Source organism: Spirulina subsalsa PCC 9445 (assembly GCF_000314005.1).
GTDB lineage: Bacteria > Cyanobacteriota > Cyanobacteriia > Cyanobacteriales > Spirulinaceae > Spirulina_A > Spirulina_A subsalsa.
In genome coordinates, this window is record NZ_JH980292.1 from 3,152,073 (window position 1) to 3,170,811 (window position 18,739).

13 protein-coding genes are annotated in these 18,739 nt (G+C 49.0%); 11 read left to right on the forward strand and 2 right to left on the reverse strand.

From position 1 onward, the window contains the following. Positions 1-5: 5 nt before the first annotated feature. A complete protein-coding gene (locus tag SPI9445_RS27665) occupies positions 6-4,016 on the reverse strand; it encodes an EAL domain-containing protein (RefSeq protein WP_017305441.1) in 4,011 nt (1,336 codons plus the stop codon). A gap of 844 nt (positions 4,017-4,860) precedes the next feature. Here SPI9445_RS27665 and SPI9445_RS0114290 point away from each other — a divergent pair. Continuing rightward, complete coding sequence (locus tag SPI9445_RS0114290; RefSeq protein ID WP_017305442.1) at positions 4,861-5,181, forward strand: PepSY domain-containing protein; 321 nt, start codon at positions 4,861-4,863, stop codon at positions 5,179-5,181. Positions 5,182-5,301: 120 nt separating this feature from the next. Continuing rightward, entirely contained in the window at positions 5,302-8,541 is a 3,240-nt protein-coding gene (gene carB, locus SPI9445_RS0114295; RefSeq protein ID WP_017305443.1) for a carbamoyl-phosphate synthase large subunit, read from the forward strand. A gap of 53 nt (positions 8,542-8,594) precedes the next feature. Here the strand turns inward: carB and SPI9445_RS25650 are convergent, their stop codons facing one another. Then, a complete protein-coding gene (locus tag SPI9445_RS25650) occupies positions 8,595-9,329 on the reverse strand; it encodes a methyltransferase domain-containing protein (protein ID WP_017305444.1) in 735 nt (244 codons plus the stop codon). Here SPI9445_RS25650 and SPI9445_RS30615 point away from each other — a divergent pair. The 9 genes from SPI9445_RS30615 to SPI9445_RS25660 all read left to right on the forward strand — a co-directional run bounded on the left by SPI9445_RS30615 (position 9,267) and on the right by SPI9445_RS25660 (position 18,409). Then, entirely contained in the window at positions 9,267-9,626 is a 360-nt protein-coding gene (locus tag SPI9445_RS30615) for a hypothetical protein (RefSeq protein WP_164674436.1), read from the forward strand. The two genes, SPI9445_RS25650 and SPI9445_RS30615, sit on opposite strands and share 63 nt — an antisense overlap. Positions 9,627-9,874: 248 nt before the next feature. Next, entirely contained in the window at positions 9,875-10,435 is a 561-nt protein-coding gene (locus SPI9445_RS27670; protein ID WP_017305445.1) for a Pvc16 family protein, read from the forward strand. A gap of 85 nt (positions 10,436-10,520) precedes the next feature. Continuing rightward, complete coding sequence (locus SPI9445_RS0114310; protein WP_017305446.1) at positions 10,521-12,239, forward strand: phage tail sheath family protein; 1,719 nt, start codon at positions 10,521-10,523, stop codon at positions 12,237-12,239. A 77-nt stretch (positions 12,240-12,316) separates the two neighbouring features. Then, positions 12,317-12,823, forward strand: coding sequence for a phage tail protein (locus tag SPI9445_RS0114315; protein ID WP_017305447.1), 507 nt, complete (start codon positions 12,317-12,319; stop codon positions 12,821-12,823). 219 nt (positions 12,824-13,042) lie between these two features. Then, the gene (locus SPI9445_RS0114320; RefSeq protein WP_017305448.1) at positions 13,043-13,570 is read left to right on the forward strand and encodes a phage tail protein; all 528 of its coding nucleotides are present in this window, start codon (positions 13,043-13,045) and stop codon (positions 13,568-13,570) included. 326 nt (positions 13,571-13,896) lie between these two features. Further along, positions 13,897-14,391: a phage tail protein gene (locus SPI9445_RS0114325; protein ID WP_017305449.1), complete on the forward strand. Its 495-nt coding sequence runs from the start codon at positions 13,897-13,899 to the stop codon at positions 14,389-14,391. Positions 14,392-14,749: 358 nt separating this feature from the next. Beyond that, a complete protein-coding gene (locus SPI9445_RS0114330; protein WP_017305450.1) occupies positions 14,750-16,093 on the forward strand; it encodes a Pvc16 family protein in 1,344 nt (447 codons plus the stop codon). A gap of 14 nt (positions 16,094-16,107) precedes the next feature. Beyond that, positions 16,108-18,255 carry an ATP-binding protein gene (locus SPI9445_RS0114335; protein ID WP_017305451.1) on the forward strand — a complete coding sequence of 716 codons (2,148 nt, stop codon included), beginning with the start codon at positions 16,108-16,110 and terminating at the stop codon, positions 18,253-18,255. Beyond that, a complete protein-coding gene (locus tag SPI9445_RS25660; RefSeq protein WP_017305452.1) occupies positions 18,230-18,409 on the forward strand; it encodes a hypothetical protein in 180 nt (59 codons plus the stop codon). The genes SPI9445_RS0114335 and SPI9445_RS25660 overlap by 26 nt, the downstream gene beginning before the upstream one ends. Positions 18,410-18,739 lie beyond the last annotated feature (330 nt).

Consider the following 18,739-nt stretch of genomic DNA (forward strand, 5'->3'; position numbering starts at 1 on the left):
AGAGATCAAGACAATGGGACAAATCGTTTTTGACCTAGACAAGTTTGGGCTAAAAACTCTTCTGCACTTTGGGCATCTAAGGGACGACAGAAATAATACCCTTGGCCGTAATCACAGCCTAAGTTTTGCAGTTGTCGCAGTTGGATTTCCGTCTCAATGCCTTCGGCCACTACATTAATCCCTAGGGTATGGGCGAGGGTAATGACCGCTTGGATAATTTCTAGGTTGGTACCGTTGGGCTGCATTCGCATGACAAAAGAGCGATCTATTTTTAAGGTGCTGACGGGGAAGCGGTGGAGATAACTGAGGGAGGAATATCCAGTGCCGAAGTCATCAATACAGAGTTGTAGATTGCGGGCGCGTAGGGCGAGGATGACTTCATCGACAGAATCGGCGTTTTCCATTAACACACTTTCGGTAATTTCCAATTTTAGACAATTGCCATCAAGTTGCAGTTGTTCTAGGGTTTGGTCGATATAGTCCAGTAGATCCCGTTCCCGGATTTGTTTACCCGAGAGGTTAATATTCATGGTCAAGGGAGGACATTGGGGGAATTTGTTCTGCCATTGCCGCAGTTGGGCGGCGGCTTCGCGGAAAATCCACTGTCCCATAGGTAGGATTAAGCCGGTTTCTTCGGCGACGGGGATAAATTCGGCGGGGGAGACAAAGTTTTGTCCGGGAGGATGCCAGCGCATGAGGGTTTCAAAGCCGACGATCTCACCACTACTGAGGGAAATAATGGGTTGATAGTAGGCGAGGAATTCCTGTCGTTCAATGGCGCGCCGCAGGTCGGTTTCTAGGGTGAGTCGGGCGAGGACGCGCTGGTGCATATTTTGGTCAAAGACGGTGTAACGGCCTTTGCCGTGGGCTTTGGCGCGATACATGGCGGTGTCGGCATCTCGGAGTAGGTCTTCGGGGGTGTCGTAGTCGGGGGCGGCGATGGAACAGGTTAGGGGGATGTTTTCGTAGGTGATATGACTGAAGGCGATGCCGATACTGGCGTTGGTGAAGACTTCATAACCCCCAAGAATGAAGGGGGATTTGATCTGTTCGAGGATTTTTTCCGCCACGGCGATCGCATCTTGTCGATCTCCGATGTCTTCTAAGAGCAGGGTAAATTCATCCCCGCCTAAACGGGCTAGGGTATCACTGGCGCGCAGACAGGATTCTAAGCGTCGGGCGAGGGCAATGAGCAGTTGATCCCCGATGGTGTGACCTAAACTGTCGTTGATCACTTTGAAGGAGTCTAAATCTAAGAAGAGAACGGCGAATAAATAGCCTCCCCGTCGTTTAGCGCGGCGGATGGTGTGCCAGAGACGGTCAAGGAATAACACCCGGTTGGGTAAGTCGGTGAGGGAGTCGTAAAAGGCGTTATGGCGCAGTTGTTCTTCGGCCTGTCTGCGTTCGGTAATATCGCTACAAATGCCATCAAGTCGCAAGGGTTGGCCTTTGATGTCCCGCACGACTCGGCAACGACTGGCTAACCACCGGATGGTGCCGTTGGGTTGAACAATGCGAAACTCGCTTTTTGTGGTGCCGAGTCGGAAAAGACTCTTAAATTGATCGATGAGATGGGATCGATCATCGGGGTGAATGGTGTCTAGCCAGAGGGCGGGATTGTCTAAAAAGTCCTGTACCGAACGCCCATAGACCGTTTCTGTGGCGGCGTTAAGATAGAGGAGGTGCAGGGTGCGGGCATCGGCTGACCAGACGACATCATCAATGGAACTGAGGATGCCTTCTAGACGCTGTTCACTTTCTTTGAGGGCTTCTTCGGCACGATTGCGATCGCTAATATCCACCACCTGACCAATCATATAGCGGGGAATCCCTTGACCATCCCCGACTACCACCACTTTTACCAACGCATGAACAATGCTTTCATCTTGGGCAATATAGCGTTTTTCGAGTTGGTAATGATTGACCTCATTGAGTAATAACCGTTGATTAATGGCCGCATCGGCCGCTTGATCATCTGGGTGGGTCAATTCAATCAGGTTTTTAAGCAATAATTGAGAGGGTTTATACTGCAACACCTCACACAGAGCATGATTCACCTTTAATAAATGACCATCTAAGGACGAGATAAACATTCCAATCGGGGCCAGTTCAAAGGTGAGACGAAATTGTTCCTCGCGCTCCCGGACTTCCTGTTCAGCTTGATACTGTTGGGTAATATCATTAACTGAGAATACAATCGCCAAAATTTGACCCTGTTCATCTTTGAGGGGAGAACCATTAATGGAGAGATATTTTAAGGGGCCCCCACTAAATTGGATGGCATGACGGACATTAAACACAGGTTTCCCAGTCTTCATGACCTGATTAAAAGGCAGTTGTTCTAAGGGGAACGGTTCCGCTTCAAAATCCACAATGTGCCAGCGTTGGTCATCATAAGTCCAAGTTTGCTCATCGGAGAAGGTTAAGCCTAAAATCGCCTGGGCTTGTTGATTGGCAAAGGTGATCTGACCTTGGGCATTTACGACGGTAATAGCGGCTACACTAGTCTGCATAATGCCGTTGAGTAAGTCCCGTTCATTGCGTAGTTGTTCTTCAAACTGTTTCCGTTCGGTAATATCGGTTTGGACTTCGATAAAGTGGGTTAAATTTCCCTCGGAGTCGTGAACTGGAGCAATATAGAGTTCGTTCCAGAATAAAGACCCATCTTGACGATATTGTTCTAAAACCGCGTGATATTCTTCCCCATAGACCCGCGCTTCTTCAAGTTGCCGTTGTACGTCGGGATCGGTTTCTGTACCATTTAGCACAAAATCAGGATTACCAATCACTTCTTCTGCTCGATAGCCTGTGAGTGTCTCAAAACTGGGGTTAACGTAGATAATAGGACAGTTGGAGGCGATCGCATCTCGAATGGTGATCCCATTACTACTGGCATCAATTGCCCGTTTCATCAAATCCAATTGAGCCTGTTGTTGATGGCGTTCAATAGCTGTGGCTAAAATATGGCTCACCAGTTGCAAAAACCGGATATCATCCTCTGTAAATTGTCGCCCTTGATGACTATAAGCGCCCAAAATGCCATAAGCTTTTTCCCGATTAGGAATAATGATACTTACCCCACTGACGATTTTATGATTATGGAGCAAAGGCGACCCCCGAAAACGAGTTTCTAGAGCCAAATCTTGAAACACTACAGGCTCATGTTGTAGTAGAGTATAACCGGCTTCGGAATTGGGCGAAGCACTCACCGTCGCATACCCCACCATCTCCTCTTTCCAACCGACTCCCGCCCGTAATAATAAAGCATTATTATTCGGTAACAATTCTAAAATTTTGCAATATTTCACCTCTAAGGTTAAGGCCACTAAACGCACCGCTTGATCCATCAAAGCGGACAAGTTAGAAGTCGCTAATCCAAATTGACCTAAACGAGTGACGGCAGATTGTTGACGCAGGCGAATATTTAACTCCTGTTCTGTTTGTTTCTGTTGAGTGATATTCTCAATATGCAGCATGATAAAATCTCCATCCATCCAAACCCAATACAGGCGCAACTGTTGGCGAATTTCTTGGGATTCTCCGATGGTAATTTCTCGTTGAATGGGCAAATGATTATTCGCACAATGGAGTAAGGTTTGATAGATTACAGGCGTTTCAGCAAACAGTTCTCGCGCTTCTAGACCCACCTCTTCAGTCCGATAAAAATAAGGAAAATGACTAGCCGCTTCGTTCCATTCCACTAACACAAATGCCTTGCTTTGTCGTCTGAAAGTATAAGTCGGCAGAGGAAGATGATGATATTGTAATTGATAGTAATCGTTCTGTTCTTGTAAAATTTTAATTTGAGCTTGATATCGCTCAATTTTTTGCGTTAATTGCTCTTCAATTGTCTGTTTATGCTCATTGTATTCAGTTAGTTGATGCTTATAGTACTGATGAATAGCTTCTAATGTCCTACAGCTTTTAATCCGATTTAAGCCATAGCTTATCAAACCTAAAACAGTCAAAATAATCAACCCTAACCAAGGATAAACACAGGGAAATTGATTAACCATAACGTACCGACTGACCCCAAGTTTACAAATTCTTTAGTTTATGTCAGATGCAGCAATTCTCAGTGGACTGAACAGTTAAAGTAAAAATTTTTTATACCCTCCTCGTAACGGATAAATACTTAGGTATCAAGGAATTTAATTAGAAGGGTTTCTAGCAGATTCTGAAAATTGCTTTGCTTTTAAATTTTATTCATTGTTTTTTCATCGCCCATCAGGCATTAAAAACATAGACCGTTTAAATTAATTCCTGCAACAGATAAGCTGTTTTTATCAGGAACACTCTATCCCTTCGACAGTGTTATTGAGTCGAGGTTTAGTCTATAGCATTTTCGTGACTCATGAGGTGGACTTTTGTTAGACGCTCTGTTCCCTGTTCCCCATTCCCTGTTCCCTCAAACTAGAGACTCTGTACCTCGCCAGTAGGGAAATTGCTATATTTTAGATTTTCCCTTTTCGGAACACCATCGGTTGTTTTTAAAAAGTGGTTTTAAAAAATAGTGATAATGGTGTTTGGTCTGATCCCTCCTCTATTCTATAAAATTATGGCTAAGTTTATCGACAAGATAAAATAAATTGAAAAAAGTCTTGGTTGTTTTAGATGTAAAATTTTTTTGAAATAAGTTGACAAAAAAGATTAAATATGGTATGGATGCGCAACAAGGGAATCAGCGTATTGCTGACCAAGATTTTTTGAGGAGTAAACCTTGATTTGTTGTCAATTTCTGCATCCTAGCGCAAATTTTGGCTAAAAACAGCTTTTGGCTTGATGTCATATTCAAGCTCCATCTAGGATTAAAAATCAATACCCCTACCCACAAGACGACGGAGTTCCTCGGAGATTTTTATGAATAAACGTCTATTTCGTCAACTGCACCGCACCCTAGCGCCCATTATTATTTTGCCCTTTTTAATTACCGCACTAACGGGGATCAGCTACCGCCTAGGGAAAAGCTGGTTGGGTTTATCCCGGGATCAAGTCCATTGGCTAATGACGATTCATGAGGGAGAATATCTCGGTCCGATTTTAGAGCCAATTTATGTATTGCTCAATGGTTTAGGCGTGTTATTCATGATTGGTACTGGGACATATATGGTCATCCAGAGTTGGCAACCTCAGCGTTGGTTTCGTCCTCGGCAAAAGCAGGAGGAAGGAAAGAACTCATAATCTAGAGCCTGATCTGAACCTAATGGACTCTAAGCTAAAAAGATTTGGAGCAAACCGAGGGTAAGCCAAATCCCTGCTATACAATAATCTGGACAAAAAACCCTATGCTTGATAATCACTATGCCTCGTCGCGAAGACCTACAAAAGATCCTAATCCTCGGTTCTGGACCGATTGTTATTGGCCAAGCTTGTGAGTTTGACTACTCAGGGACCCAAGCTTGTAAAGCCTTGCGTCAGGAAGGATACGAGGTGGTGCTGGTAAATTCTAACCCGGCTTCCATTATGACGGACCCGGAAACGGCAGACCGCACTTATATTGAACCGTTGACTCCCGATATTGTGGAGCAGGTTTTAGCGAAAGAACGCCCGGATGCCTTATTGCCGACAATGGGGGGGCAAACGGCGTTAAACGTGGCGGTGACTCTGGCGAAAACGGGGGTTTTGGAACGCTACGGGGTGGAGTTAATCGGCGCGAAGTTGGACGCGATTGAGAAGGCCGAAGATCGTCTGTTGTTTAAAGAGGCGATGCAGAAAATTGGGGTGGGAGTTTGCCCTTCCGGGATTGCTCATAATTTAACGGAAGCGCGGGAAATTGCCCAAGAAATCGGCTCTTATCCCTTAATTATTCGCCCAGCCTTTACGTTAGGGGGAACAGGGGGCGGTATTGCCTACAACCAAGAAGAGTATGAGGAAATGGCTCAGGTGGGGATTGATGCGTCTCCGGTGAGTCAGATTCTGGTCGAGCGCTCCTTGTTGGGTTGGAAGGAGTACGAGCTAGAAGTGATGCGGGATTTAGCCGATAATGTGGTCATTATCTGTAGTATTGAGAACTTCGACCCGATGGGGGTTCATACGGGGGATTCCATTACGGTGGCTCCGGCGCAAACCTTGACCGATAAGGAGTATCAACGCCTGCGGGATGCTTCGATTAAGATTATTCGAGAAATTGGGGTAGAAACCGGGGGATCTAATATTCAGTTTGCCGTGAATCCGGTGGATGGGGATGTGATTGTGATTGAGATGAACCCCCGGGTGTCTCGCTCTTCGGCCTTAGCGTCTAAGGCGACGGGATTCCCCATTGCTAAGTTTGCGGCCAAGTTGGCGGTGGGTTATACGTTAGATGAGATTAAGAACGATATTACTAAACAAACGCCAGCCTCCTTTGAACCGACCATTGATTATGTGGTGACGAAGATTCCCCGCTTTGCCTTTGAGAAGTTCCCCGGCACGAAACCTGTGTTAACCACTCAGATGAAGTCCGTGGGCGAGGCGATGGCGATTGGACGGACGTTTCAGGAGTCGTTCCAAAAGGCGTTACGGTCGCTGGAAACGGGGCGTTTTGGCTTTGGTTGCGATTCCTACGGAACTGAAACCCTCCCCACGCTCTCTCAAGTGCGCGCCACCCTACGAACTCCCAACCCAGAGCGGGTTTTCGGCATCTACGATGCTCTGAAGTTAGGGATGACGGTAGAAGAAATCTTTGAGTTGACGGCTATTGACCCTTGGTTTTTGGATAAATTGTCTCAGTTGTTAGTGACTGAACGGTTTTTGAAACAAACCTCCCTGCCTGAAATCACAGCCGATCAAATGTGGGCGGTCAAACAGCAAGGATTTAGCGATCGCCAGATTGCCGTTGCTACCAAAACTAATGAGGATGAAGTCCGCCGCTACCGTAAAGGACTAGGCGTGATTCCGGTCTATAAAATGGTGGACACCTGCGCCGCAGAATTTGCCGCCACCACCCCCTACTATTACTCCACCTACGAGCGTTCCGAGTCCGAAGTTCTCCCCTCTGACCGCGCCAAAGTGATGATTCTCGGCGGTGGCCCCAACCGTATTGGCCAAGGGATTGAATTTGACTATTGTTGTTGTCATGCCTCCTATGCCTTACGAGACGCAGGTTTTGAAACAATTATGGTCAACTCCAACCCCGAAACCGTCTCCACCGACTATGACACCAGCGATCGCCTGTATTTTGAACCCCTAACCAAAGAAGATGTCTTAAACATCATTGAGGCCGAAAGTCCCCAGGGGATCATTGTGCAGTTTGGCGGTCAAACCCCCCTCAAGTTAGCCGTTCCCCTGCAAAAATTCCTCGAAACCTATCATTCCACCCAAATCTGGGGAACCACCCCCGACTCCATCGACATCGCCGAAGATCGGGAACGGTTCGAGAAAATCCTCCATGAATTGGAGATCAAACAACCGCCCAATGGGATTGCTAGGAGTTATGAAGAGGCACTGGCGATCGCCAATCGCATCACCTACCCCGTCGTCGTGCGTCCCTCCTACGTTCTCGGCGGTCGAGCCATGGAAATCGTCTATTCCGACGAAGAACTAGAACGGTACATGACCTTTGCCGTCCAAGTCGAACCCGACCACCCCATCCTAATTGACAAATTCCTTGAAAACGCCGTAGAGGTTGATGTAGACTCCATCACCGACCACACCGGACAAGTCGTGATCGGCGGCATCATGGAACACATCGAACAGGCAGGCATCCACTCCGGCGACTCCGCTTGTTCCCTCCCCTACACCTCCCTCTCCCCAACCGCCCTAGACACCATTCGCGGCTGGACCGTGCGCATTGCCCAAGCCCTCAAAGTCGTCGGCTTAATGAACATTCAATACGCCGTACAAGGGGATACCGTCTACATCCTAGAAGCCAATCCCCGCGCCTCCCGCACCGTCCCCTACGTCTCCAAAGCCACCGGAGTTCCCTTAGCCCGTATGGCCTCCCTCGTCATGTCCGGGCAAAGCTTGGCAGAACTGAACTTTACCGAAGAACCCCAACTGCGTCACGTAGCCGTTAAAGAAGCCGTCCTGCCCTTTAATAAATTCCCCGGCGCTGACACCTTACTGGGGCCAGAAATGCGCTCCACCGGGGAAGTTATGGGCATTGACCAAACCTTTGGTAAAGCCTTTGCCAAAGCCGAAATCGCCGCCGGGGAAAAACTCCCCCTCTCCGGCACCGTCTTTGTCTCCACCAACGACCGAGATAAACCCCTCGTCGTCCCCATCGTCAAAGACTTTATCGAACTCGGCTTTAAGATCATTGCCACAGCCGGAACCTATCAAGTCTTGAAAGAACAGGGCGTTCAAGCTGAATTAGTGCTAAAACTCCATGAAGGTCGTCCCCACGTCTTGGATGCCATCAAAAACGAGCAAATCCAACTGATTATCAACACCCCCTCCGGTCAAGAAGCACGAGAAGACGGCATCTTAATCCGTCGGACTTGTTTAGCCTACAAAATCCCCCTAATTACCACCCTAGCCGGAGCCAAAGCCACCGTATCCGCGATTCGCATCCTGCAAACTGAACCATTAGGCGTGAAAGCGTTGCAGGATTATATCTACTAGGCCGCAAATAACCCTCCTCAACAGGATTAATTCCCCCTTCACAGGGGGAATTTTCAATCGGGCTTTCTGGCTAAAAGCACCAAAGAAATCCCCCAAGGACTCCCATAACGCACCTCCCAAGCCAGCATTTTTTGTAAACACTCAAGCAAAAAAGACTTCTTCTGCACTTGTTGCACCGGATAGGGTTTCTGTAACCAAGTGCTATAGAACAACACAACCGGAATTAAAACACAGCCAAAATAGCGAACTCGACGCACCTGTAAAAACTCAGCCACACGATTCACCAATGACTGGCGACTATATCGCCGATAATGACCCAACATCCGATCATGATACCCAAATAAGAACTGAAACGCCGGGACAGAGATACATAAATAGCCCCCCGGCTTCAACCAAGAAGACAATATTTTTAAAGCATTAACATCATCTTCAATGTGTTCTAAAACATCATTAGACACAATAATATCATAACAAACTGTTGGCTGAAAATCTTCAATACTAGAGTGAAAAACCTCAAGATTGTGTAACCCGGTGTATTCTTTTAACTGTTTTGATAAAGAAATCGCCTCTGGATCAATATCTATAGCCTCCACCTGCCAAGAAGGATTTTGAGCAAGGAGCAGATTCATTTCCCCCGAACCACAACCAGCATTTAACACCTTTAAATTCTCTTGCTTCGGAAGCCATTGCATCACAAGTTTATACTTATTTAAACTGTAAAAATCATGGGAACGAGCAAGATAATCCGCAACTTTATAGTTTCTGTCTTCGATTTGCATTTTAATCATGACCTCAAAGTTAAATTAATGTCATGTTCTAAAAAAATAGCAATTCCCGCGCAGATTCCTAGTTCTGGGTTTGAGAGAACCCGGAACAGATCATCTAAAAAATCTGTACCTCATCAGACGGGGAAAGGCGATAAAACGGATAATTTAAAGCTGAGCTCATTAGTCGCTTCTGGGGTTATCAAGCCAAAGGCGATCAAGATTCAATGGCACCCCCCTAGATATCCTAAAAGATATCCTGATTTTTCGGTGCTTGCTCACTTTGTTTCTGTTCCGGTGCTTGATGTTGTTTTTTCTTAATAAATCTTCTTAATTCCCCATCTTCTCCAACCCATTAGACATCTGCCCTAATTCGGCTGAAACGCCTGTGCTGCCGTGCCGAAAAGGGGATTTTAGGAGAGGTTCAATTGAGAGGAATTGACGGGACTCCCCCCAAGACACAACCGGAGAGCAGAAGAGGCCAGATTAGCTTTCGACCAAAGTCTAATAACCAGATTCTGCCCCTGCCCTTAAGGTAAAGGGTATGCAACCTTAATCTATCTGGCACCATGATTCCAGTCGTTGCCCAAGCCCTAGCCCATCTTTTGGTCGCCGGAACCTCTCTCGACAGTGTGGAGCAAATCAGTTTTCACCGACCGGAGAATCCCCAAACCATGACCCGAGGAGTCAATGTATACTTCTATGATCTTCGTGCCACAGAGAAAGCTGGGGACAACGCAGAGAATCCGCCCCCTTTAACAGAAAAAGACTCGCCTCAGATGACCACGACTCAAACAGTCGGGCAGGAGGGAGTCCTCTGGTTTGATGTTTCGTTTTTAGTTAGTACCTACGACTATACGGCCTTGGGCGCGCAACAATTGCTTTCTGAAAGCTTAACTTTATTTTTGCGTTATGCTCAGATTCCCCACCCCTTTCTAGATGCCAGTATCCCCGGTTTTCGGGCATTACCCTTGAGGGTCAATCTAGAGACGGACTGGGTGGAATTGTGGAAAGCGTTGGATTTGCCTCTGCGTCCTGCCCTCTGTGTCACCGTGACGATGCCTGCTAGCCAGATATCTGTTCCTGTTTTACTGGACAATTCCTTAGAATTCATGCTCCCTCATCCTTGACCAGTCACCCCTGAAATCGGTTGATGAGTTGATTTCTGGAACCGAAGTTGCATAGCCCACTTTAAATTTATGGTAGAGAGCAATTATGGCGAGACTCGATTATTTCGCACCTGGTGTTTATATTGAAGAAGTCAATCGTGGAAGTCGTCCCATTGAGGGTGTTCCGACGGCGATCGCAGGTTTTGTTGGCTTTACCGAAGATATCCGAGGCGGGGCTGAACCCTTCAAACCGATGTTAGTCACCACTTGGGACCAATACCTACAATACTTTGGTCGTCCCAACTCCGACGGCTTCACCGACTTTAACGCCTACCTGCCCTTCTCCGTCTATGGCTGGTTCCTCAACGGAGGCGGACGCTGTTGGATTACCAGCATTGGAACTCAACTCCCCGGCACCCCCGCCCCCGCCCTCGCAGAAACCGGAACCCAAGTCAACAACCGCCGCAAACGCCCCAGCTTGCGCTTTTCCCTGCGTTCTGACGAGTCTAGAAGCAACGGGAACGGCAACGGCAGCAGCATCACTCCCCGTTCCTACAACGAGATGTTAGCCCATCCGACCCCCTCTCTCCGGGTTCGGATTAACGACAGCACCCCCAAAACCCCCGAAGGAGAAAGCCCTCTCCCCGATAACACCGGAGAATATTTCCGCGTCATCGTCATGGATGGGGATACCGAACTAGAACGGTATGATCACCTGACCATGAATCCCGAAACAGATCCCCAAGTGGCGGATTATGTCGTGACAGCCTTCCAAGAGTCCCCCAGCTTACTGGTGACAGACCTCTCCCAACTGGGCAGTCCCTTAGCACGTCGTCCCAGTAACGGAATGTACGAAGTGAGTCCGCCCCCCTTCGTCCCCAGTGCCGAACGCTTTAACGACAGCGTGCGAGGCGTTCGAGACGACCGAACCGGGGTTCAAGGTCTGTTTGAAATTGACGAAATCACCATTCTGGCTTGTCCCGACCTCATGCGGGCTTATGAAGCCAACTTGATCAACCTTGACCAAGTACACGGCATCATGGATTTAATGGTCAGTATGTGCGAGGGAGCCGCCTCTGGGGACATTCCCAACCCCCCCAACCGGATGGTTGTTTTAGACACTCCTCCCGACCTCTACAAACCCCAAGATGTGAGCCAATGGTTAACCCAAGAATTTAACCGTCGCTCCCAATTTGCCGCCCTGTACTATCCTTGGGTTCTGGTACCCAATCCCCGCAACCAAGGACGACCCATTGCGGTTCCCCCCTGTGGTCACGTCATGGGTGTATGGTCCCGCACCGACGAAACCCGGGGCATTTATAAAGCCCCCGCCAACGAAGTCCCCCGAGGGGTTACGGGCTTAACCTATGACTGCAACTTCCGGGAACAAGAACTTTTGAACCCCATTGGGATTAACTGCATTCGCACCTTCCCCAACCGAGGTATCCGCATCTGGGGTTCAAGAACCTTAGTTGAGCCGGAAATCACCGAATGGCGTTATATTCCCGTCCGTCGCTTAATGAGTTACATCGAAAAATCCGTTGAACTCGGCACCCAATGGGCTGTATTTGAACCCAACGATGAAGACCTCTGGGCGCGGATTACTCGCACGATTAGCGACTTCCTGACCGGATTATGGCGGCAAGGGGCGTTAATGGGTGCATCCCCCAGTGAGGCCTTTTATGTGAAGTGTGACGAAGAACTGAACACACCCGACACCATGATTCTGGGTCGTTTGTATGTAGAAGTGGGGGTTGCTCCGGTGCGTCCGGCAGAGTTTGTCATCTTCCGCTTTAGTCAATGGACTGGACAGGATGAAGGTTAAATAAATTAGCTGGGAAAATCATCAATTATCAATTATCAATTCTTAATTCAACTTCCCCAAAGCAGGAGTATTGATTTATGGCCACAAGAACCACTAATGCGAGTAAGTTCTACATTCAATTTACGGGGTTAGATGCAAAGCCTCTGCCGATTAAAAGTGTGACAGAAGTGAGCTATGAAGCTAAAGTCACTGGGGGAGAAAAACCCTTAGAATCGACCAAACAGGGCAGAAGTAACCGTCAAACCAGTTCCGGGGGTTTTGACTCTAGCCCAACTATGACTGTAGAAGCTTATCTTTGTGCCGCAGAAGATAGTTCAAGTAAGGTGATGTATAACTGGTTTAATCAAGCCATGCCCACCAGTGACGGAGGGAATGGAGATTGGGCAGGAAGTCGCAGAAGTGGTTCTGTGATTGTCTACGACCCAGACGGGAAAACCGAAATTCTACGCTGGAACTTTTTTAATGCTTGGGTTAAGACTTATTCGATTACCGATGCAGATTGTACGGGGGGAGAATTAGCGGTTGAGTCCTACGAGTTTGTCTGTGAAAAAATTGTCAAACAGTTTAGTAAATTAGGGTCTTAATGGGTCATTCAAGCCTAAATCTGAGTGAGTATATTTTGCATTTTTACTCAGATTTAAGTGAGAATGAGGTGACATACCAAAAACCATACTATCTGTCGGTTGCTGTAGGTTGGGTGCAGCGACAGCGAAACCCAACAAATCCCCCCAAACCTTTGAGTATTTCCGATGAGTTGCCTTTGGTTGGGATAGTTTTCTATTAGTTTTGTAGGAGTTCTTTATATGCCGGATACCCCAGAATATTTAACCCTAAGTCGATTTTATTTTGAACTGAGTGGGGGCGCGATTGGGAATAGTCAAACCTTGTTAGTGTCTAAAGTGAGTGGGGTGACAATTACCCTAGAAGCGGCCGCAGAAGGGGAGTCTCTTGGTGTGAGTAAAGGGGCAAAAAGTGAAACCCAAATTACCGTAGCGGGAACGACTCAAAGTAATATTACGCTGGAATTTGTGGTGACGCGGGAGAATGACATTTTAGAGCAATGGTACAAGTCTGTTCACCCCACCTCAATGGATGGGGGCGGTACAGATTGGGAGAAAAACCGGGCGAGTGCCTCGCTGGTTTTTTATGCCCAAAATGGGAAGGAAGGGGCAAGGTTTAATCTCCGGGATGCGATTCCGGCGAAATATACCTCTACTCCGGTTTCTGCGGATAGTACGGATATGTTTAAGGAAACGGTGGAAATTGCCCATGCGGGATTGAATCGAATGCCTCCGGGTGGTAGCACGATGAATGTTGCTCCTCGGAAGTAGGCGGGTTATTGAGGGCTTGCTGAATAAGTCCGAGAGTTGGGAGTCAGGAGTTGGGAGAAGACTCCCTAGGGCGCAAGCATTGCGCCCCTACACCGACTCCCGACACCTTGACTTCTAAAGTTGAGCCTTAACTTGTCAAGATTGCCTATTCCCTATTCCCGATTCCCTATTCCCGATTCCCCATTCCCCATTCCCCATTCCCTATTACCTATTCCTTATTCCCTATTCCCCATTCCCTGTTCCCCATTCCCTATTACCTATTACCTATTCCTTATTACCTATTCCCCATTCCCTATTCCCTGTTCCCTGTTCCCTAATTATTGATTATGACCGACTCAAAATTCACAGAAATCCTGACAACTTCCCGGTTTTATGTTGAGTTAAAATTAGATGGTTCTCAAGACCCCGTAGACGCTTATTTTAAGGAGTGTAAGGGGTTTAAATATAGTCAGGAGTTGGTAGAAATTCCTGAAGTTACGCCTCTGGGGTGGGGTGCGGCGAAACAGGGGCGAATTGTTATGACGAAAATGCCGGGTTATGTAAAGTTGAGTAATTTCACGTTGACGCGCAGTTTAAGAACGTCTCAAACGCTGTGGAATTGGATTAAGGTGGTGCAGGAGGGGAACTGGGCGAAACAACGCCGGGATGGTTCTTTGGTGATTTATAAAACGAGTTCTAAGGAGGGGGCGAGGTTTAATTTTAAGCGGGCTTGGCCGGTGAGTTATAAGTGTTCGGATGTTAAGGCGGATGGGGCGGAGTTGGGTATTGAGGAGTTAGAAATTGCCTGTGAGGAGTTTGAGCGAGTGGGGGTTACGGAATAGGGAACAGGGAAGGGGGATAGGGAATGGGGAACGGGGGGGGCAGGGGAGAGAGGAGAGGGGAGAGGGAGACGAGGAATTAAGACTTATTCCCGACTCCCTTTCTTCAGGGAACAGGGAATAGGGAACAGGGGGAGAGGGAGAGCAGGGGAGAGGGGGAGAGAGGGAGAGGGGGAGCAGGGGAGCAGGGGAGAATTGATAATTATTCCCTATCACCTATTCCCTATTCCCTACTCCCTATTCCCTACTCCCTATTCCCTACTCCCTAGGGCGCAAGCATTGCGCCCCTACACCGACTCCCGACACCCGACTCCCGACTCCCGATTCCCCGTTCCCCGTTCCCCGTTCTTCGTGAAAAATTATGAGTAATTATTTAGCGATCGCAACCGTAACAGCTACACTCCAGAAACTCCTCCAGTCGGCGATTCAAGGCGATGTAGAAGGGGCGAGAGTCACTACGGTACGGCCGGACAATTTGGGCAGTGGTGCGCCAGAATCAGGGGTGAATGTGTTCTTATATCAAGTCACACCGAACCCCGTTTGGGCGAATAATGTGTTACCCGCCCGACAACGACGGGCTGAGGTGGTGGTGAAGTCTCAAGCGCCCTTGGATTTGTTTTATTTAATTAGTTTTTATGGCAATGATGTAGAACTTGAACCCCAACGCCTTTTAGGGAGTACCATTCGCACCTTAGAGGATAAATCTGTATTAACGGGGCGCATGATTCGGGACACCATTGGGGATGGCAGTTATCCCTTTTTGGTGACATCGGATTTAGCAGAACAGGGAGAACAGATTCGCATTGATTCCTTGACCTTTGAATTAGACGAGTTATCAAACCTTTGGGGGACTTTTTTTCAGGCTCCTTATTTGCTCTCGATTGCCTATAAAGTGACGGTGGTCTTGATTGATGGGGAAGAACCGGCCGCTATGCCTTTACCTGTGCGCGATCGCCTTCTCAGTGCCGCCCCCACGGATTTACGCCCCTATATTGAGTCCGTCATCTCCCACCGAGGGCGCTATGAACCCATTGTCACCAGCAGCACCCTGTTAATTAATGGCAAATATTTAGCCTATACCAACGCACAAGTTAAAATCGCTGGACAACTGATTACCCCCCAACGGATTAGCGAAAAACAGGCCGTTTTACCCCTAAATTCTGTGGTGCGGGACAGTCTCCGGGCAGGATTGCAAAGTGTGCAAATCATTCATCCTCGCCCCCAACGTCAATCCCTCTTTTCTGGCCCCAAACCTCCCCCCGAGGAAACCCCTCCGCCCCCTCCCTCCGGTGCTTCAGAACCTACTCCTCCTCCTATTAAAACCGTCGAATCCAATGTAGTGGGGTTTATCCTCCGTCCTAGTATTCAAAGCGTAACCCTTGACAATATTCGGGGCAGTGAGGATGATCCCCGTTCAGGAGATGTCACCGTAGAACTCGATGTTTTAGTGGGTCGAGAGCAGCGCTTTATTTTGGTGCTGAATCAACAGGCAACGGGAGAAAATGAGGTGTCAGAATACCTCTTTGAAGCCCCCCAACGGGCCGAGGTGAGTCGTCAGGTGACGGTGACGGTGCGGGACATTTCCCCGGGGGGTTATTTAGTGCGGGTGATGATTGATGGTGCCGAAAGTCCGCTCCAAGTTGACACGAATGAAAATAGTCCCACCTTCCGTCAATATATCGCCCCCTCCCTAATTGTTCCTTAACTGGGTAGTTCACTATGCTGGGTCATGAGATTAATCGCAGTTATTTAGGCGATCGCCTTTTCCGGATCCGGCAGCTATTAGAGCGCCGGATTCAGGGGGTTGGTTTTATCCCCCCTAGCCCCCCTTTGAAAGGGGGGGACAGTGTTGGTACTCCTTGGGAAGGGGGGGGAAGTGTTGGCACTCCTTGGAAAGGGGGGGGAACTTCTGGGAAAGGGAGAAAAGGGGGGTTTCGTCTTTATACCAAATCGGCGATTTTAACCCGTCTGACCTTTAATCTCCAACTCGCCACCTACCTGTTAAAACTTACCCTCGCCGAATTCACGAACCTTGAACAAGTCTGTTATCTGTTTGGGTTAGACTCCTTTGAACGGGATCTTTTATTACTCTGTGCGGGGATTGAACTAGAATCTACTTGGAGTCCCCTCTGTGCGGCCGCCCAAGGAGATCCCCAGCGCAATTATCCCACCTTTAGCCTTGCCCTCGCTGCCCTACCGAACCCCAATTGGCAAGCCCTCACCCCAGAAGCGCCCCTGCGACGTTGGCGACTGATTCACGTCGAGAAAGGACAAGCCCTCACCGCCAGTCCCCTGCGGATTGATGAGCGGATTCTGCACCATTTGTTAGGATTGCCCTACCTTGATGAACCCCTGATGGGATTAGTCCAACCCCTGCAAGAGCGGGGGATTTTAGTTCCCTCTCAACAAACCCTAGCCCAGAGTTTGCTGGAGGTTTGGCAGGGGATGGGGGCGCCCTCCTCCTCTCGTCCGGTGGTGGAACAAAACCAGCGTTATCCGGTCATCCAACTCTGTGGAGAAGATCGGGCGGGGAAACAGGCGATCGCAACCCAAACCTGTCAACACCTCAACCTCAACCCCTATCTCCTCCCCGCCCCTCTCCTACCCACCGCCCCCCAAGACCTCGCCCAACTCACCCGCCTCTGGGAACGAGAAGCCCTACTCAGTTCTAGTGTATTAGTGTTAGACTGTGAGGATAGCAACCCCAACGAAAGCAGCCGGGAAAATGCCATCACCTACCTCATTGAACACCTGAAAAGCCCCCTCATCGTCTTAAGTCGCGATCGCCGCCCCCCCCACTCCCGCCCCCTCCTTACCTTTGAAGTCCACCGCCCCACCAGCAGCGAACAGCGCACCCTCTGGCAAGAAGCCCTCGGCCCCCTCGCCCACACCCTCGACGGCCACGTAAATAGCCTTGTCTCACAATTTAACCTCAACGCCCCCACCATCCGCGCCGCCAGTCGTCGCGCCGTCGGACACCTGCAAAACACCCAACCCGACCCCCAAACCATTAAAAACCTACTCTGGCAAACCTGCCGCAGCCAAGCCCGCCCCCGTCTCGAAGACCTCGCCCAGCGCATCACCTCCAATTCCCTCTGGGATGATCTCGTCCTCCCCGAAACCCAGAAAGACGTATTACGGGAAATCGCCGCCCATGTACGACAGCGCGCCAGAGTTTATGAAGAATGGGGCTTTGGGGGCAACGGCGGCCGAGGATTAGGCATTACCGCCCTCTTTGCCGGAGCCAGTGGCACCGGGAAAACCATGGCGGCCGATATTCTCGCCAGTGAACTGCAACTCGACCTTTATCGCATTGACTTAAGTTCCGTCATTAGTAAATATATTGGCGAAACTGAGAAAAACCTCCGCCGCGTCTTTGATGCCGCCGAAACAGGGGGCGCAATTCTCCTGTTTGATGAAGCCGATGCCCTCTTTGGCAAACGGTCTGAAGTCAAAGACTCCCACGACCGCCACGCTAATATTGAGGTCAGTTATTTATTACAACGCATGGAAGCCTATCGCGGTTTAGCCATCTTAACCACCAACTTAAAAGACGCTTTAGACCAGGCCTTCCTCCGTCGGATTCGTTTCACCGTCAAATTCCCCTTCCCCGATAGTGACCAACGGGCGGAAATTTGGCGCAGAGTCTTTCCCCAAAATACCCCTACCGAAGGCATCAACCCCGAAAAACTCGCCCGTCTTAGTGTGGCCGGGGGGAATATTCGCAACATCGCCTTAAATGCCGCCTTTTTAGCCGCAGATGCCGGGGAACCCGTCAGAATGCAGCATATCCTCACCGCCACCAAGAGCGAGTATTCTAAGCTAGAAAAACCCCTAACGGATGTGGAAATTAAAGGCTGGGTCTAGTTGGGGTTTGAGGGAACGGGGAGTCGGGAGTCGGGAGTTGGGAGTCGGGAGTCGGGAATCGGGAATAGGCAAAAGGCAAAAGGCAAAAGGCAAAAGTTATCAACTCCCCCTGCTCCCCTGCTCCCCCTCTCCTGTTCCCTCTTCCCAACATTAGGGTGAACTACCCCACCCTGCCGAGGCGCGAGGATGGAGCTTCCTGATTCAATGGGAAGTGCTTTCTATACCGAAATATAGCGAGTCTTATCTTCCCTCCCCAGGCAGAAGTCCTAGTTCCTAAGACCCAAATTTTCTCTGGCAACACAGCCCTTTTTAGCTTGGTTTTCGCTTTGGGAGTTAGTGGTCAAGTCCATCCCCTCCCTGCAAGCGAGGAAGGGGAATTCCGCAACATTTTTGTTAAAATAGCCTTAAGTGACCTCCCCTTTGGGACAGCTTGATGTAGACAATGGGGGATATTGGCTGATGTTCCGGGTCTAGCCAATCCACA

What these genes read in the sequence shown, in the direction of transcription:
- SPI9445_RS27665 (WP_017305441.1), bottom strand. Translation starts at nt 4,016, where the DNA reads ATGGTTAATCAATTTCCCTGTGTTTATCCTTGGTTAGGGTTGATTATT.
- SPI9445_RS0114290 (WP_017305442.1), top strand. Translation starts at nt 4,861, where the DNA reads ATGAATAAACGTCTATTTCGTCAACTGCACCGCACCCTAGCGCCCATT.
- carB (WP_017305443.1), top strand. Translation starts at nt 5,302, where the DNA reads ATGCCTCGTCGCGAAGACCTACAAAAGATCCTAATCCTCGGTTCTGGA.
- SPI9445_RS30615 (WP_164674436.1), top strand. Translation starts at nt 9,267, where the DNA reads ATGGGAACGAGCAAGATAATCCGCAACTTTATAGTTTCTGTCTTCGAT.
- SPI9445_RS25650 (WP_017305444.1), bottom strand. Translation starts at nt 9,329, where the DNA reads ATGATTAAAATGCAAATCGAAGACAGAAACTATAAAGTTGCGGATTAT.
- SPI9445_RS27670 (WP_017305445.1), top strand. Translation starts at nt 9,875, where the DNA reads ATGATTCCAGTCGTTGCCCAAGCCCTAGCCCATCTTTTGGTCGCCGGA.
- SPI9445_RS0114310 (WP_017305446.1), top strand. Translation starts at nt 10,521, where the DNA reads ATGGCGAGACTCGATTATTTCGCACCTGGTGTTTATATTGAAGAAGTC.
- SPI9445_RS0114315 (WP_017305447.1), top strand. Translation starts at nt 12,317, where the DNA reads ATGGCCACAAGAACCACTAATGCGAGTAAGTTCTACATTCAATTTACG.
- SPI9445_RS0114320 (WP_017305448.1), top strand. Translation starts at nt 13,043, where the DNA reads ATGCCGGATACCCCAGAATATTTAACCCTAAGTCGATTTTATTTTGAA.
- SPI9445_RS0114325 (WP_017305449.1), top strand. Translation starts at nt 13,897, where the DNA reads ATGACCGACTCAAAATTCACAGAAATCCTGACAACTTCCCGGTTTTAT.
- SPI9445_RS0114330 (WP_017305450.1), top strand. Translation starts at nt 14,750, where the DNA reads ATGAGTAATTATTTAGCGATCGCAACCGTAACAGCTACACTCCAGAAA.
- SPI9445_RS0114335 (WP_017305451.1), top strand. Translation starts at nt 16,108, where the DNA reads ATGCTGGGTCATGAGATTAATCGCAGTTATTTAGGCGATCGCCTTTTC.
- SPI9445_RS25660 (WP_017305452.1), top strand. Translation starts at nt 18,230, where the DNA reads ATGTGGAAATTAAAGGCTGGGTCTAGTTGGGGTTTGAGGGAACGGGGA.